This window comes from Microcoleus sp. F10-B2 (assembly GCF_036704965.1).
Lineage (GTDB): Bacteria > Cyanobacteriota > Cyanobacteriia > Cyanobacteriales > Microcoleaceae > Microcoleus.
This window is the reverse complement of the sequence record NZ_JAUBTB010000015.1, coordinates 31,810-46,933: the sequence shown is the minus strand read 5'-3', so window position 1 is coordinate 46,933 and position 15,124 is coordinate 31,810. Positions and strand designations below refer to the sequence as shown.

The 15,124-nt window shown below is 46.9% G+C and carries 14 protein-coding genes and 1 pseudogene; 8 read left to right on the top strand and 7 right to left on the bottom strand.

Annotated elements, in window-relative coordinates; all coding sequences use genetic code 11:
• Positions 1–172 precede the first annotated feature (172 nt).
• The 4 genes from QUA99_RS08415 (at position 173) to QUA99_RS08400 (ending at position 6,171) form a co-directional block, all read left to right on the top strand.
• Positions 173–1,030 carry a TauD/TfdA family dioxygenase gene (locus tag QUA99_RS08415; protein ID WP_333235608.1) on the top strand — a complete coding sequence of 286 codons (858 nt, stop codon included), beginning with the start codon at positions 173–175 and terminating at the stop codon, positions 1,028–1,030.
• Positions 1,031–1,150: 120 nt separating this feature from the next.
• Positions 1,151–3,352 carry an acylase gene (locus QUA99_RS08410; RefSeq protein ID WP_333235607.1) on the top strand — a complete coding sequence of 734 codons (2,202 nt, stop codon included), beginning with the start codon at positions 1,151–1,153 and terminating at the stop codon, positions 3,350–3,352.
• 7 nt (positions 3,353–3,359) lie between these two features.
• A complete protein-coding gene (locus tag QUA99_RS08405) occupies positions 3,360–4,520 on the top strand; it encodes a PepSY-associated TM helix domain-containing protein (protein WP_333235606.1) in 1,161 nt (386 codons plus the stop codon).
• A 325-nt stretch (positions 4,521–4,845) separates the two neighbouring features.
• The gene (locus QUA99_RS08400) at positions 4,846–6,171 is read left to right on the top strand and encodes an MFS transporter (RefSeq protein ID WP_333235605.1); all 1,326 of its coding nucleotides are present in this window, start codon (positions 4,846–4,848) and stop codon (positions 6,169–6,171) included.
• 129 nt (positions 6,172–6,300) lie between these two features.
• On the opposite strand, the pseudogene QUA99_RS33080 reads toward QUA99_RS08400, so the two are convergent.
• A pseudogene (locus QUA99_RS33080) lies at positions 6,301–6,508 on the bottom strand (transposase); the annotation flags it as partial.
• An 81-nt stretch (positions 6,509–6,589) separates the two neighbouring features.
• On the opposite strand from QUA99_RS33080, the gene QUA99_RS33075 reads away from it, so the two are divergent.
• A complete protein-coding gene (locus QUA99_RS33075) occupies positions 6,590–6,688 on the top strand; it encodes a DUF433 domain-containing protein (protein ID WP_445250991.1) in 99 nt (32 codons plus the stop codon).
• Between the two features lie 37 nt (positions 6,689–6,725).
• Here QUA99_RS33075 and xseB read toward each other — a convergent pair whose 3' ends face one another.
• Both xseB and xseA read right to left on the bottom strand, forming a co-directional pair.
• The gene (gene xseB, locus QUA99_RS08390; protein ID WP_333235603.1) at positions 6,726–6,953 is read right to left on the bottom strand and encodes an exodeoxyribonuclease VII small subunit; all 228 of its coding nucleotides are present in this window, start codon (positions 6,951–6,953) and stop codon (positions 6,726–6,728) included.
• Positions 6,954–6,958: 5 nt separating this feature from the next.
• Positions 6,959–8,119, bottom strand: a complete 1,161-nt coding sequence (gene xseA, locus QUA99_RS08385; RefSeq protein WP_333235602.1) for an exodeoxyribonuclease VII large subunit — start codon at positions 8,117–8,119, stop codon at positions 6,959–6,961.
• 236 nt (positions 8,120–8,355) lie between these two features.
• On the opposite strand from xseA, the gene QUA99_RS08380 reads away from it, so the two are divergent.
• Entirely contained in the window at positions 8,356–9,090 is a 735-nt protein-coding gene (locus tag QUA99_RS08380) for a hypothetical protein (protein ID WP_333235601.1), read from the top strand.
• Between the two features lie 31 nt (positions 9,091–9,121).
• On the opposite strand, the gene gmk is transcribed toward QUA99_RS08380, so the two are convergent.
• The 4 genes from gmk to QUA99_RS08360 all read right to left on the bottom strand — a co-directional run bounded on the left by gmk (position 9,122) and on the right by QUA99_RS08360 (position 14,459).
• Positions 9,122–9,691, bottom strand: coding sequence for a guanylate kinase (gene gmk, locus QUA99_RS08375; protein WP_333235600.1), 570 nt, complete (start codon positions 9,689–9,691; stop codon positions 9,122–9,124).
• Positions 9,692–9,769: 78 nt separating this feature from the next.
• Positions 9,770–10,036, bottom strand: a complete 267-nt coding sequence (gene remA / locus QUA99_RS08370; protein ID WP_106149020.1) for an extracellular matrix/biofilm regulator RemA — start codon at positions 10,034–10,036, stop codon at positions 9,770–9,772.
• Positions 10,037–11,182: 1,146 nt separating this feature from the next.
• Complete coding sequence (locus tag QUA99_RS08365; RefSeq protein WP_333235599.1) at positions 11,183–13,285, bottom strand: M3 family metallopeptidase; 2,103 nt, start codon at positions 13,283–13,285, stop codon at positions 11,183–11,185.
• Positions 13,286–13,619: 334 nt separating this feature from the next.
• On the bottom strand, positions 13,620–14,459 hold the full coding sequence (locus QUA99_RS08360; protein ID WP_333235598.1) for a hypothetical protein: 840 nt from the start codon (positions 14,457–14,459) through the stop codon (positions 13,620–13,622).
• 144 nt (positions 14,460–14,603) lie between these two features.
• On the opposite strand from QUA99_RS08360, the gene QUA99_RS08355 reads away from it, so the two are divergent.
• The gene (locus QUA99_RS08355) at positions 14,604–14,732 is read left to right on the top strand and encodes a hypothetical protein (RefSeq protein ID WP_333235597.1); all 129 of its coding nucleotides are present in this window, start codon (positions 14,604–14,606) and stop codon (positions 14,730–14,732) included.
• 177 nt (positions 14,733–14,909) lie between these two features.
• Positions 14,910–15,044, top strand: coding sequence for a hypothetical protein (locus QUA99_RS08350; RefSeq protein ID WP_333235596.1), 135 nt, complete (start codon positions 14,910–14,912; stop codon positions 15,042–15,044).
• Positions 15,045–15,124 lie beyond the last annotated feature (80 nt).

Genomic DNA, 15,124 nt, shown 5'->3' with positions numbered 1-15,124 from the left:
AATATCTGCCAACAATCTCCAATCTCAAAAACCCGCCCGGCCGGGATATTACGATCAATCGATCGGACATGATATGACCGCACACAAATTCAGTAAAAAACAGGTTTCTTTGGTATTGCAAAAATACTTTAAAGTAACTGACAGTAAATTCCGAAAAAAGGGCTTAATTAAAATGAATTCACTGGGAATCAATACAGGAAAAATCGTTGAGAGTGGCGACACTGGCTCAGATATTTTTCAACTTTCGATAACAGAAATTAGGGAACTGTTTAAATCATGCGGTTTAATTCTTTTTCGAGGATTTGCCGTTCACCAGCAACAGTTTAAAAAATTTGCCGAACAATTTAGCTCTAAATTCGTTCGCGATGATGTCAAAATTCGGGCCGATTCGAGCGACGGAGCCATCCATCTTGTAAACGAAGGAATGGGATATATCGCTCCTCATGCTGAAGGCGCAACTACTCCTTTACGACCCGATGCCGTTTGGTTTTGTTGTGATGTGCCGGCCGCCGATGGTGGCGAAACTTTATTTTGGGACGGCGTACAAGTCTGGTCAGAATTAAGTGAAGAATTAAAGCAGTTGTTTTTGACTCAAAAAAACAAGTTTATTCACAATATACCTGTGGCAAACTGGAAGCATTTTTTAGGAGAAAATGCTACCCTAGCTGATGTCGAAAAAGCTCTCAACAGTTTTGAAGGTGTCAAATACACAATCAATAACGACCAGTCTGTGACTCTAGCTTATGTTTGTTCTGCTGTCGTTAAAACAAAGTACGGTAATGACGACTCTTTTGCTAACGGTATTATCAACGAACAAAGAACTAGAAAAGTAATTTTTGAAGATGATTCCCCGATTCCCGATGCAGCCATCGATGAAATCAAGGAAGTTATGGATAGACTGACCGTTGCAATCTCGTGGCAACCGGGTGATTTAGTGATGATTGACAATTCAAGATTTTTGCACGGCAGACAGGCTTTTACCGACAGCCGGCGCAAGATTTTATTTGCCAACAGTATGCTGAATTTTTGAGTTTCACTTTTTTTCAAAAATGGCTAGGTAAAAATGTTTTTCAATGTCTCAAAATCAGCTATTTTTATTAAAAGTAGATCCTCCCTACTTTTACCGTTTATTCTCGGCCTGATCCTTGTCTTGTTCGCAAGTCAATATAGTTTTGCCGCCGCTCCGACTCGTGCTGAAATTCTCTGGGACACTTATGGAATTCCTCATGTTTATGCCAAAGATACCAAAAGCCTTTTCCGCGCCTTTGGTTGGGCACAGATGCAAAGTCACGGCAACCTGATTTTGCGCCTCTACGGACAGGCCAGAGGCAGAGCAGCAGAATACTGGGGAGAAAAATATTTAGAATCAGATCGGTGGGTACGAACTATGGGAATTCCTATTCGCGCTCGCTCTTGGTACGATGCACAAAATCCAACTTTTGGCAGCTATCTCGATGCTTTTGCTGCTGGAATTAATAGTTATGCCGCAGAACATGGCGATGCGATCGACAATGAACTTAAAGCCGTGCTGCCAATTGATGGGGTAGACTTGCTGGCTCACACTCAGCGGGTGCTGAACTTCACGTTTGTGGTTAATCCTCAGCAAGTCAAGGGCGTTACATCAAATCCCGTAGCATCGGAATTAATATTACCCACAGCCAGGACACAGCAGTGCCGTGTCCCTACAATTAATCCGGGTAGGGACACGGCACTGCCGTGTCCTCTAGATAATTCCGGTGCAACCGAAAACGATATTAATGATAGTTCTCTCGGATCTAATGGCTGGGCGATCGCACCTTCCCATTCTGCCACTGGCAATGCGATGCTGCTGGCTAATCCGCACCTCCCCTGGTCAGACTTATTTCTCTGGTTTGAATCACAGCTAACAGCACCAGGGATCAATGCTTATGGGGCCTCGTTGGTTGGCATCCCGGTACTGACAATTGCCTTCAATGACTCCCTCGGCTGGACTCACACGGTGAACCGACATGATGGCTGGGATGCCTACGAACTGACGCTGGCAGATGGTGGCTACCGCTTAGACGGTAAAATCCAAGCCTTTGAAACAGAACAACAAATCGTTGAAGTCAAGCAGGATGGCGGTTCTCGGCGCTCGGAACCCTTGACGGTGCGAAGTTCTATTTACGGGCCGGTTGTTGCCCAGAAAGAGGGTAAGGCTGTGGCGCTGCGCGTTGTTGGCCTCGATCGACCCTTAGCACTCGAGCAGTGGTGGAATATGGCGCGATCGCACAATTTAACTCAATTTGAGGCGGCGATCGCACCCTTGCAGATTCCCATGTTCACGGTGCTGTACGCGGATCGAGACGGACACATTATGCACCTGTTCAACGGTCAAGTTCCGATGCGGCCCGGCGGAGACTTTAAATACTGGCAGGGATCGATCCCTGGCGACACATCAAGTACGCTGTGGACGAAAATTCATCCCTATCAAGATTTGCCGCGCGCGATCGATCCCCCTAGCGGCTGGTTGCAAAATGCAAACGATCCACCTTGGACAACAACATTTCCGCAGGCGATCGATCCCGACGATTACCCACCCTATATGTCGTCTCGCGGCCCGATGTCTTTTAGAGCTCAGCGTTCTGCGAGGATGCTGATGGCAGATGAAAAAATCTCCTTTGAAGAAATGATTGAGTACAAGCACTCAACGCACATGGAATTAGCCGATCGCTTGCTTGACGATCTGATCGCGGCTACCCAGCAGCAGGAAAATAAATTAGCCCGCCGTGCCGCTGACGTGCTGGCTGTCTGGGATCGCAAGGCGGACGCGGATAGTCGCGGCGCGGTACTTTTTGCTGCTTGGGTTCAAGAGATGGGTTCCCCTATCTCGTTTGCTACTCCTTGGAATGAAGACTTGCCAATGACTACGCCCGACGGTTTGGCAGATCCCGCTGCTGCTGCTGCGGCCCTTGCTGCTGCTGCCACCAAGGTAGAAGCTGCTTATGGAGCCCTGGACGTGCCTTGGGGAGATGTTTTCCGGTTGCGCGACGGCGCTGCGGATTTGCCCGCAAGTGGAGGGCCTAACAACTTGGGTATTTTTCGGGAACTCAGTTTTGCTCCCACCCAAGATAATCGGTTTCGAGCTGTTGAAGGCGATAGTTACGTGGCGGCGGTCGAGTTTTCCAATCCAGTACGGGCAATGGTACTCACCAGCTACGGCAACTCGACGATGCTTGGTTCACCGCAAGGTGGCGATCAGTTGCAGCTATTGGCGAGTCAACGTTTGCGACCGGTTTGGCGATCGCGCGCAGAAATTGAATCTCACTTAGCAGAACGCGAGGTGTTTTCTGGGCCGGATCGAGCCGTTCAAAGTATCAATAATGCACCGTGAGGTACTTATGAAATTGCGCCCGATCGCATTAGTTTTGCACCGCTATGTAGGTGCAATGGTGGGAATCCTGCTGGCGATCGTCAGCTTAACTGGCAGTTCATTGGTTTTCTGGAAAGAGATCGACGTTTTCCTCAATCCCCAGATGTTCCAAGTTATCCCGCAGGGCGATCGGGTATCTGTACAGTTTGTAGTTGATACAATCCGCTCAGCTTATCCCCATTGGCAGCTTAATTTCCTCGAGCTACCTCGCGCGTTAGATAGTGTCTATACAGCGAGAATGCTGTTAAACAGCGGCGACTTTGCCTACGTCTATCTCAACCCTTACACGGGAGAAGTTCTGGGTTTTCAGCAGTGGGGCCGGACTGTGATGAGTTTCATTTATAACTTCCATGTCAGCCTTCTGGGAGGCAAATTTGGCGAAACAGTTGTTGGTATCTGCGGACTGCTGTTGCTGCTGCTGAGTGTAACTGGAATCATTTTGTGGCCTGGTTGGAAAAAGCTGGTGGCCGGCTTCGCAATCCGGTGGCGTTCTGCGCCTCAGCTAATTAACTACGATCTTCACAAAGTCGGGGGGATTTTATCTTGTGTCTTTCTGATTGCGATCGCCTCCACCGGCACAGCCATGATTTTTCACACCCAGTTTAAAGGCGCGATTTACTCGATTGCCGGCACGCCAAAAACCCCCGAGTTAACATCAACTATGCTGGCAAATTTGCCACCAGTTACAGCAGATATTATTTTACAAAAAGCGGACTTGGCGTTACCAGGAAAAACCATTTACATTACCTTTCCCAGCAAACCGCAGGGGACGTTCGCAGTGCGTAAAAAACTGGTCGGAGAGATCCATCCGAACGGTAGCAGCAACGTCTATCTCGATCGGTACAGCGGAGAAGTTTTGCGGGTAGAAAATGGTTTTACAGCCCCTGTGGCATCCCAGATTATAAACTTGTTGTTCCCGGTACATATCGGTGCTTTCGGGGGGTTGACAACACGCATCCTCTACGTTTTCATCGGGTTGACGCCGACATTGCTATCAATCACTGGTCTGGTACTCTGGCGCAGGCGACAGTGGAGATTAGCTCAGCGGCGGGAACCAAGCCGACAAATTTCCGCGATCGTAGCTGAACCTCAAAAATTTTCTCCGATCGCAGAATGGCCTTGGTTTTGAGAAGAGTTTCTGAGGATTAAGATCTCCGTAGGGACACGGCAATGCCGTGTCCCTACCTCTAATTTTATGTACCTCACTTACCTGACAAGTGCTGTAACTGTTAACAGTTAACTTTGGTGATGGGTAACGCGCGATCGCTCCAGCTATCCTACTTTTACTACCAATTACCAATTACGGACACGGATTTCTCTGATTACACGGATTACACGGACGATCGTTTAATCCGTGTAATCAGAGAAATATGTCTAATCCCTGTATCCCAATTACCAATCACCAATCACCAATTACCAAATTTCTTCCGCTGTTGCACTGTAAATAAAAAATAATGTTCCAAAAATTTCGTTCAAATAGCCTCAGAACTTTCCTGCTGATCTGGGGCGGTCAAACAGTTTCTCTAATTGGCTCTAGCATGACCGGCTTCGCTTTCACTATTTGGGTATGGGAACTCACGGGTCAAGCAACAGCATTAGCCTTATTTGGTTTCTTTGCACAAATGCCGCAATTATTAACTGCTCCCTTTATGGGGGTAATTGTAGATCGCTGGAATCGTAAATTATTGATGGCAGTTGGTGACACGGTGGCTGGTCTATTAACTATTACTATCTTACTGCTTTATCTAGGGAGCAATCTGCAAGTATGGCATTTATATCTGGCTGTAGCTGTCAACGGTATTTTTCAGCAACTCCAAGAGCTTGCCTACAAAGCATCGATATCAATGATAGTGCCAGAGTCGCAGTACAGTCGCGCTAGTAGTATGGGATCTCTAGCAATTTATAGTTCTAAGATTGTTGCGCCGGCGCTGGCTGGTACTCTCTACTATGTAATGGGTTTGAGAGGGATTTTGATTGTTGATATCGCTACTTTTGCGATCGCGATCGGCACGTTACTGCTCGCACACATTCCGCAACCCACCCTCACAGAAACGCCCCCTTTTAGTTTCAAAAATATCCAACAGGAAATCGGTTTTGGCTTCCGCTACATTGCCGCGCACCCAAGTCTGCTGGCGCTGTTAGTATTAACATCGCTGTTCTGGCTAGTTCACGATTTGAGCGCTACACTGCGATCGCCGATGATTTTGGCACGTACTGGTAACGATGCCAGAATATTGGGTCTGGCCGTCTCGGCTGCCGGCTTGGGCGGTATTGTTGGGGCGTTAGCTGTGAGTGCTTGGGGCGGCCCTAAGCGCCGGATACACGGCTTTTTGCTCGGTATGGCAGGTGCGGGCTTGAGCAAAACTGTGTTTGGCTTAGGAGTAACGCCGTTGGTTTGGACTTTGGCTCAGTTTTGTTCGTCTCTCAATTTCCCGCTGCTAGGCAGTTCTGCTGACGTTATCTGGCTTGTTAAGGTTAAACCGGAGGTGCAAGGGCGGGTTTTTGCCACTCGTTCTGTAAGCTTACTGGTTGCTTCAACTTTTGGTTACTTAATCGCAGGCCCGTTGGTCGATCGTGTTTTTGAGCCGGCGATGATGCCACAAGGCAGTCTTGCACCTGTTTTTGGCTGGCTGTTCGGGACTGGGACAGGGGCCGGTATCGCGCTGCTTTACGCTAGCTGCGGACTCTGTATGTTCATACTTGGCTTAGGCGGGTATGCCTTCCGGGTGTTGCGCGATGTTGAGGATATTGGGAGCGATCTCATATCGAAGTTCGATTGATTAAATCATCTCGGTCTTCTGTATTTAACTAGGGCTTGCTGAATAAGTAAACGAAGCTCAAAAATAGCTCGATCGCTAATTCCAGCAAGCCGCTAATTTAAGTTTTTCTGGTCGTTATGATGCCAGAATCTAATTTTTTATTGTCGCCGCATTGGAGCAAGTTGTTATTGATGCAAATTGACAAAAAAAACCACAATAACCTTCTCAATTCCGGGATAAGGTTTATGATTAAAAAAGCGATTCCTTCTTCGGTTGGGGAAGTATTATCAAGTTTTGCCATCACTCAAGCGAGACCAAATCTTTCCTTCGCTTGCCCGAATTTTTCTTCGATTGTCTCGCTTTTAGGATTCCTAGATCGATCGACTAACATATCTGCTTTGGTAAACTATGTATTCGCGATCGTCGCATCGGGGGTTTTTTGATTGTTGCCTTTGTCGCTAGCCGAATGAGACTGGAAGAACTGCTGGATAAATATCCTGGAATTGAATCAGAAGACATTTCTGCTTGTTGCTTGTGAAAGACATAGGAATGACAGTTGTCAATGTGAATGGGGCTTAAAAATCGGGTTCCGCAGCTAAAAGCTCGATCGACAAATCCATCTGTTCCTTCCCCCGCGCCAAAAAGCTTTCGCACTCCTGCAAGCACTTGACAGCCACCGCAAACTGCTCGAAAACCTCCTCTAGAGGCAATTCTCCCGATTCCACCCGATCGATAATCGCTTCAATTCGATCGACCGTTTCCTCATAATTCCAGCCAGACTGGCGCAACTGCGAATCTATCATAACTTTTATTCCGCATCCAATACTTCTACAATCTTAACTTTCAGCACGCCCCGACTCAACCTCACAGTCAATTCCTCTCCCAATTCCAAACCGTCAGTTGTGCGGACGATCGTACCGTCACTTTGGATTACCGCCGCATACCCCCTTTGCCATACCGCCGCCGGATTTAGGGCGGATAATTTTTCTTGCAATACTTCCAGTTTACCAGTTGCTTGCCGCAAAGTTCGGGATGTCGCAGGCAAACGTTTTAATCGATTTTGTAACAGTTGCAAATGTTCTTCTTCTGTCTGAAATCTTGCCCGCACAGCGTTTGCTAAATCGATCGTTCGCTGCTTGTGTTCAAAGTAAAGATCTGCCAAAATTGGTACAGCTTGAGCAGCCGCCGCAGTGGGAGTGTGGGCTCGTTTATCTGCTACTAAATCGGCGAGAGATTCGTCTCTTTCGTGCCCGATACCGGTGATAATTGGAATCGCACAATTCGCGATCGCCCTGACAACTCTCTCATCATTAAAACAAGCCAAATCTTCCGCAGAACCGCCGCCCCGCGCTAACACGATCGCATCAGCCCTACCGTCCAATTCTACCCGGGCTATCGCCCTAGCAATGGCAGCAGCAGCGAATTCTCCCTGTACCAAAGTCGGCGACAGCAACACCCGCAAACCCGGATATCTTTGCGCTAGAGTGCGCTGAATGTCTCCCCAAGCAGCGCCGGTATCGGATGTCACCACGGCGACAATTTGCGGGTGTGCGGGAATCGGGCGCTTTCTGGCGGGATCGAAGAAACCCTCAGCATCCAAGCGCGATCGCAATTGCTGCAGCCGCAAAGCCTGGAACCCTTCCCCAGCCGGCAGCGATTGCACAACAGTCAACTGGTACTCGCCGCGATTTTTGTAAACCCGGATGCTTCCCAAAACCAGCAACTGTTCGCCTTTTGCCGGTATTTGCACCAATTTTTGTCGCTGAGAATTCCACACCACGCAGCGAATCGCAGCGCTTTTGTCGGTGTCGCACAGGGTGAAAAAGCAGCCGCTGGGGTGGTGCGAAACGTTCGACACTTCGCCTGTCAGCCAAACTGATTGCAGGTGGCGATCGCCCTCCAACAAGTCTTGCAGGTATGATGTTAGTCCGGCAACAGAGAACGCTGTATCGGGAAAAATTGAAGTCATCCAATTTGAGATTTTAGATTTTAGATTTGAGATTTAGGCTACTATCAATGCTTCGGACAGTGTGTGATTGCCCAGCGTAAAATAAGGGTTTCAGGGCGATTGCACAATCGACTTCCTAACGGAAAATCAAGGGTTTCAGAATACCATCTCAAAATAGTCCGGACTATTGTAGTATATCTAAGGTAATTTATTTGTAAGCTGAGCGGGCGATCGTAAATTTAACTGCAAACAAACTAATGATATCAGATACAATGACTTCGATGAATGTGCTGCGCCAAGAGGCTGCGGCGATCGGGATTACTGAGGAAGAAGCCAGAAAATATGGCGACCTCCGACACAAAAGAACTTGGTCTTTGGCGATCGAACATCACCTCTCAATGCAAGATTTTGCCGATCGCATAGAACCATCCTTCACAACTTCCGAACCCGATTCCTCCAGCGCACTCAACCACTCTGTGACTGAGGAGTCGAAAGACTATGGTATTCAGCTAACGGCGAATCTAGGAGAATCTAGAGTAACCAGGGAGAAACAAACAGCATCTCTTGCTTCGTTTCCACAACCAACAGAAGAAATCGGGCGATCGCACAACAAATCCATCCAGGGCATCAACCAAGCTCGAAGTTTTGAACAAGTAGTTCAAAATCACATTAAAGCCTTAAAAACTGCATCTAATGCTCGCACAAATGAACCACATTCAGCGTTGGGCAATTGGGTTTGTCCTGAGTGCGGCCCGCAAGGTGAAATTAGCTGTCACCTGTGTGAGGGTACTGGCAATATCAGCGACCTTGCAGCTATTGGCTGGACGCTAGCTTATATGGAAATGTTGGGCTGTTCTGCTCGCGAAATTGAACCGGTACGGAAATTTTCGCCTGCGTCCAACACTCTAGAATTGAATTTAAAAGTTTGTATCGCTATCAAAGAAAGTACAGAAGTTTTAGCCCGCACAGAAAAATGGGTAATCAGTCATTAGTTATTAGTTATTAGTCATTAGTCATTAGTTATTAGTTACCTGAAAGCTCAACCAAATTAAGTATTGATTCTAGCTTTTTCAAAGCAACTTCCAAATCATCGTTGACAACTTGGAAATCGAATTCTCCCGCAGCTTCAATTTCCTCTTTAGCCCGCAGCAACCGACGGGCGATCGCACTTTCGGAATCTTGACCTCGACTCCGCAAGCGCCGTTCCAACTCATCCCAAGAAGGAGGTAAAATAAAAATTCGCAGCGCCTCTGGAAAATTATTCCTAATTTGCCTCGCGCCTTCGAGCTCAATTTCCAGGATTACCGATTTTCCCTCACCGATTCCTTGTTTGAGACCAAAATAAGGAGTACCGTAAAAATTACCGGCAAACTGGGCCCATTCTGCCAAATCTCCAGCCTCAACCATTTGTTCAAAGCGGCTGCGGCTGACAAAATAGTAGTGCTTTCCCTCAATTTCTCCCTCACGGGGCGAGCGAGTTGTCGCCGATACCGAAAGATACAATTCGGGATGGCGATTGAGGAGCGATCGTACTAGGGTGCCTTTCCCCACACCGCTAGGCCCCGTCAGAACAATTAATTTACCGGATTTCATTTTTAGAATAGAAACGTGTAACAATTTAAGTTTCTGCTTACTTTAGACTGTAAACGCTTAAATTGCAACTGACAAACCTCAATCATCCCGACCTTGACTGTCTTTGCCGATCGCAAAACGATTAGCAACCGTTTCCGGCTGAATCGCCGAGAGGATGACGTGACTCGAATCTGTAATAATTACCGCTCTCGTGCGGCGGCCGTAAGTAGCGTCAACCAGTTGTCCCCGCTCCCGCGCATCAGTAATAATCCGCTTAATTGGGGCTGACTCGGGACTGACAATGGCAATGACTCGATTAGCAGACACAATGTTACCAAAACCGATATTAATTAATTGAATATCCATGAAAATCTTAATCTATGGGTGAACGACTCACTATCAATCCTTACTTTTTATCATATATACAAAGATTTTTTCTGGCAATCCTAAAATTAATCCCAACTAAGTTTTTTAGTTTCTACCTAATTTTTTTACCCTTTTGACGCCAAGTACCCCGTTCTTTATCAAAAGTTTAAAAAAGACTTGCTGTTGCCACTCTATCTTAAAGATTCGGTAAAAGCCTAGATTTTTTGTTGCCAATAAAAGCATTAGCTGTATCGAGAAAACATTTCGTAAATGTTGAGAAATATAAAGTGAATTTCCGGTGGAGAGAACGTTAAGTATAATCAATCAGTGATAAATGACAGCAAATATTCGCAAATCGGAGTCTATACTAACAGTATTGAGACTGATGCGGCTTTGATGAGCCTTCAACCTAAACTAAAAGCTGCTGGCGATCGCACATCATCCCCAATTTTCACAGAAACTTTTTGGATGATGTGCCAAACTACAGATGTTTCTTGCATGATGTTCTACCATAAAATGGGTTTGTAGTGAGGACTCAAGTCCTATTAATTTTAATAAAAAAACTGTGGCTGCAATTATCAATTGTATAACAAACATGAAAAATTGCCGAGTCTCGCGCCGGACACGGCAGTGCCGTTTCCCTACAGATGGTCGCAGGATTATATGTAGCAATAATTGTGGGAATTAGTAGAAAAATCTGAACGCTTTAGTTTTTTATACAAACATTTTGAATTCAGCAACAGTTAGGCAAAAAGTGGTTTTACGCATGAGATGAATTCCGGTTGAATTGGAATGATTAAACCGCAGAGGACACAGAGGACACAGAGTCAATCGATTTTAGATTTTAGATTTGAGATTTTAGATTGACTTGCGCGAGATAAATGCTCTTTCTTGAGGATTTTCGATTTTCGATTTTCGATTGATTCCACGGATAAATCCGGGGGCTTGTACCATCAAGAAATTATTGGTCAGAGAACAGAGAGATGAATAATTCCGATGCTACGTGATTTGATATAAATTATAGCGGTAATAATTCATGCACACCGCACCCTACACATACATGATATGCGTAAATCCTGTGCAACAAAAAATCGGGATTAATGCAGATAAATTCACCCGCATTAATCCCAGTTATTCCACACTTAATTAAGCTGCAACTAAACCGCTGTGTCTCAACAAAGCTTTAGTGCTCGGTTCGCGTCCCCGGAAAGTTTTAAACACTTCCATCGGGTGCAAACTGCCGCCCAATCCTAACACTGTATCTCGGAAGCGCTTACCTGTAGATGCGATCGCAATTTCATCTTCCAAACCCGCTTCCTCAAACGCCGCAAAAGCATCAGCGCTGAGCACTTCCGCCCATTTATAACTGTAATACCCCGCCGCATAGCCGCCCGCAAAAATATGTCCGAAAGCGCACAAAAATGCGTCTTCTTCCAGAGGAGGCAAAACTGTGGTAGTTTTAGCGATGCGGTTGCGGACATCGGCCACAGTTTCGCTGCCGCCCGATCGGTAGCGGTGGTGCAATTCGATGTCAACGCTGCTAAAATGTACTTGCCTGAGCATGGCGGTGCCGCTCATGTAGTGGCGCGCTGCTAGCAGTTTTTGGTAGTAGTGTTCCGGCAAAGTTTCCCCAGTTTGGTAATGCTTTGCCATCCCGAACAAAGTAGCGCGGTCGTAACACCAATTTTCCATAAATTGACTGGGCAATTCCACCGCATCCCACTCAACATTATTGATGCCCGAAGCCCCCGGATAGTCTACCGTTGTCAGCATATGCTGCAAACCGTGACCGAATTCGTGAAACAAAGTTTCGACTTCCAAAAAAGTCATTAAACTCGGTTTGCCGTCAACCGGAGGACTTTGGTTGCACACCAAATAAGCCACTGGCAACCGCGTGGTTGTCTTGGACGCTTCCACAAATTTAGCGCGCACCACGCACTCGTCCATCCAAGCACCGCCGCGCTTTTCCTCGGGGCGGCTGTAGGGGTCTAAATAGAAATTGGCGATCGTATTTCCTGCTTCGTCATCTATTTGGAAATAGCGCACATCTTTGTGCCACACAGGAGTTTGACCGTCCGCCGCAGTTACTGTCACGCCGAACAGCCGCTTGACTAATCCAAATAACCCCTCTAATACCTGCGGCAAAGCAAAGTAAGGGCGCAATTCTTCGGCACTAAAAGCAAACTTTTCTTCCCGCCGCCGTTCCGACCAAAAACCTACATCCCAGTGCTTCAAATCTCCAGCTTCCGGCGCGCCTTTTTCGGCTGCAAAAGCTTTCAATTCTTCCAAATCTTTGACAGCAGCATCATAACTAGCTAAGCGCAATTCTTCTAACAAAGCTTCCACTGCTGCAACGTCGGGAGCCATTTTGCTCGCCAAGCTCAATTCCGCATAACTGCTAAACCCTAGCAAAGCAGCTTTTTCGTGGCGCAAAGCTAAAATGCGATCCGTCAACGGCCAGTTATTCAATTCTCCGCTACTTGCTCTGCCGATAAAAGCTTTGTACAACTTTTCGCGCAAGTCGCGGCGGGTGCTGTGCTGCATGAAAGGGCCGTAACTCGGAAAGTCTAAAGTGATCCGCCAAGGGCCGTTTTCGGCATCCGCATTTTCTTCGCCGGCGCTGCGAGCGGCTTGAGCTGCTAAACTCAACAAACTCGGCGGCAAACCGTCAATTTCGTCTTTGTTTGTGAGGGTGATGCTGAATGCTTTGGTAGCGTCGAGGACGTGATTGGAAAATTGGGTAGTAATTTCCGCCAATTCTAATTGAATGGCATTAAAACGCTCTTTTTGTTCGCCTTCTAAACCGACGCCGGAGAGTTGGGCGTCTCGGAGAGCGGCTTCGACAATTCGCTGTTGAGCTGACTCTAAGCTGTCCCAATTTTCGCTTGCCCGCAGCGCTTTAAAAGCTTCGTAAAGCGGTTTGCTTTGACTGAGCTTGCTCCAAAATTTTACTACTTCCGGCTGCACTGTTTCGTGAGCCGATCGCAGTTCCGGGCTATTTTTCACGCCCATCAAATGTCCGACAATGCTCCAGCTCCAATTTAAACGCTCTCCGAGCCGCTGCAACGGTTCTACTAAGCCGCTCCAAGTCGGCTCTACAGACGATTCTAAGGTAGCTAGCGAGGCTTCTAGTTCGGTCAGCAGTTGGGTAATGGCGGGGACTACCTGCTCTGGTTCGATCGCGTCAAATGGAGGCAGTCCTTGACCGATTAGTAACGGGTTATCAGCAATAGTTACGGTTGCAGTCATTTAATTTTCTTGTAACAGGTTGAAAACAGGTGAACTAAGCAGATTAGCTTTTAATCTTTTAACACAGTTGTCGAAAAATTTGGACTCGATCGGGCGTGAGTCGGAGAATGTCTGAGTCGAAAAATCTTCCTTCTGACTGATGACTAACGACTAATGACTGATGACTAATGAATGATGACCACGAATTTCAAAGGTGGTACCCGCCACGCGATCGATCAGTGGGATCGAGCCCAAATCGAAAATCGAAAATCCTCAAGCCCCCGCATTTATCTCGCGCAAGTCAATCGAAAATCTAAAATCTAAAATCTCAAATCGATTGACTGATGACTAACGACTAATGACTACTCTCTTGTATGTGCTGCAACTCCTTGACAACCGAGATTAAGCGCTTGAGGTGAGGTTTGACAACTTCTTGCTGCTCGTGTTCCAAACGGTGGATTTGAGCTTGGACAATTGACAAATCCGGAGTCGATTGCTGCGCGGGAGCTTGCAGTTGACTTTGCAAATTGGCCATGACTTTCTGGATTTCCAAAAATCGAGTATTTACTGCTTCCCAGTCGTCTCGGGTGATAGAAGTTTCTACCAAGCCTTGCGTCGCGCTTTGCAGTTGCTCTATAGCCTGTTCTACAGCTTGGAGATGCGCCGATTGGTCAACCGATAAATCTTGCAGTTGTGCGCTCACCTGCTGGCGGACATCGAGGACAGCAGACGCCACTATTTCTTGCAAAGAAGCTACCGACTCTCCCAAACTCAGCAACTGCCGCTGGATGTCTATCGACTCATCAACGCCTTCTGCCTTAGGCAGTGCAGCCATTTGCTGGCGCAGCGCTGCAATATCTGCTGACAACTGCTTGCGCAATTTAACAATTACCGTCACGGCCGTTTTTTCGACCTTATTTACAGACTTTTGCACTTGGGCCATTTCCGAATTTTGATGCACCCGCACTTGCTGCTCGAACCGATACCTGTTAGCAACATTCAGCGACAAAGCCAAAGTTAGGGGAGCCACCCCGTAAAAAGCTTGACCCGACACAGCCACCGCCAGGGAACCCACACCAGAGGCAGCCAGAGAGGCGTACTCTGCCAGCTCCAGCCAGTGCCTTTGAGGAAAACTTGGTCTCAAATGGTTGTTTGCAACAGAGGGTTTTGGCTTCCGCACGGCTCTTTGAGTCATAGTATTTTCTCGTTGTTGGTAAGGTTGCGAGACTGGGTGGAGCATTGATTTCTATCCTTTTTTCAGTTATATGTTTTAGATTATTTCCTGAAACTCTTCTATTTTTACCTTTGTCAGTAAGCTAAGGATGACTGACATATTATTATGTATTTGGGAGCTGACGACGATCGCGCCCAATTCCGGCTGTTAAAAGGTTCGCCCCAACGCGCCCTCTATTTTACAGGAGTTAGGGTCATCGGGCTCGGGCGATCGACTTCGGGCAGCCCAGGCTAACCGAACAATGCCTGAGACTATTTTAGATTTTAGATTTTAGATTAAAAGTTAAAAAAATGCGACCTACTGAGGGCGATCGGGGTTTGGAGCTTGTCTGGAGTTGCCTTTTTGTGCGCGCATTGGTATAATTTACTGTTTCTCAATTGCCCGGAGCAAATTTACTGCAAAAATTGACCAATGAACTCAGAAAAACCCGGAATTGGCGATCGGCTCAAGTCTATTTTCAGTATCTCGATCTTTATCATTCTCGTACTAGGAGTAGGCTTTTTAAGCGTGAATTTTATTTCAGCTCTCTATGCCAAATTTTCTTAAAATTAGGACTGAGCACGGCCACCCAGAAATCGGTTTTTTTGCGATAATATTTCGTCGCAGCCACAGATTCGCTAAAAAAC

What these genes read in the sequence shown, in the direction of transcription:
- QUA99_RS08415 (WP_333235608.1), top strand. Translation starts at nt 173, where the DNA reads ATGAATTCACTGGGAATCAATACAGGAAAAATCGTTGAGAGTGGCGAC.
- QUA99_RS08405 (WP_333235606.1), top strand. Translation starts at nt 3,360, where the DNA reads ATGAAATTGCGCCCGATCGCATTAGTTTTGCACCGCTATGTAGGTGCA.
- QUA99_RS08360 (WP_333235598.1), bottom strand. Translation starts at nt 14,459, where the DNA reads ATGACTCAAAGAGCCGTGCGGAAGCCAAAACCCTCTGTTGCAAACAAC.
- QUA99_RS08355 (WP_333235597.1), top strand. Translation starts at nt 14,604, where the DNA reads ATGTATTTGGGAGCTGACGACGATCGCGCCCAATTCCGGCTGTTAAAA.
- QUA99_RS08400 (WP_333235605.1), top strand. Translation starts at nt 4,846, where the DNA reads ATGTTCCAAAAATTTCGTTCAAATAGCCTCAGAACTTTCCTGCTGATC.
- remA (WP_106149020.1), bottom strand. Translation starts at nt 10,036, where the DNA reads ATGGATATTCAATTAATTAATATCGGTTTTGGTAACATTGTGTCTGCT.
- QUA99_RS08380 (WP_333235601.1), top strand. Translation starts at nt 8,356, where the DNA reads ATGATATCAGATACAATGACTTCGATGAATGTGCTGCGCCAAGAGGCT.
- xseB (WP_333235603.1), bottom strand. Translation starts at nt 6,953, where the DNA reads ATGATAGATTCGCAGTTGCGCCAGTCTGGCTGGAATTATGAGGAAACG.
- QUA99_RS08350 (WP_333235596.1), top strand. Translation starts at nt 14,910, where the DNA reads ATGAACTCAGAAAAACCCGGAATTGGCGATCGGCTCAAGTCTATTTTC.
- gmk (WP_333235600.1), bottom strand. Translation starts at nt 9,691, where the DNA reads ATGAAATCCGGTAAATTAATTGTTCTGACGGGGCCTAGCGGTGTGGGG.
- xseA (WP_333235602.1), bottom strand. Translation starts at nt 8,119, where the DNA reads ATGACTTCAATTTTTCCCGATACAGCGTTCTCTGTTGCCGGACTAACA.
- QUA99_RS08365 (WP_333235599.1), bottom strand. Translation starts at nt 13,285, where the DNA reads ATGACTGCAACCGTAACTATTGCTGATAACCCGTTACTAATCGGTCAA.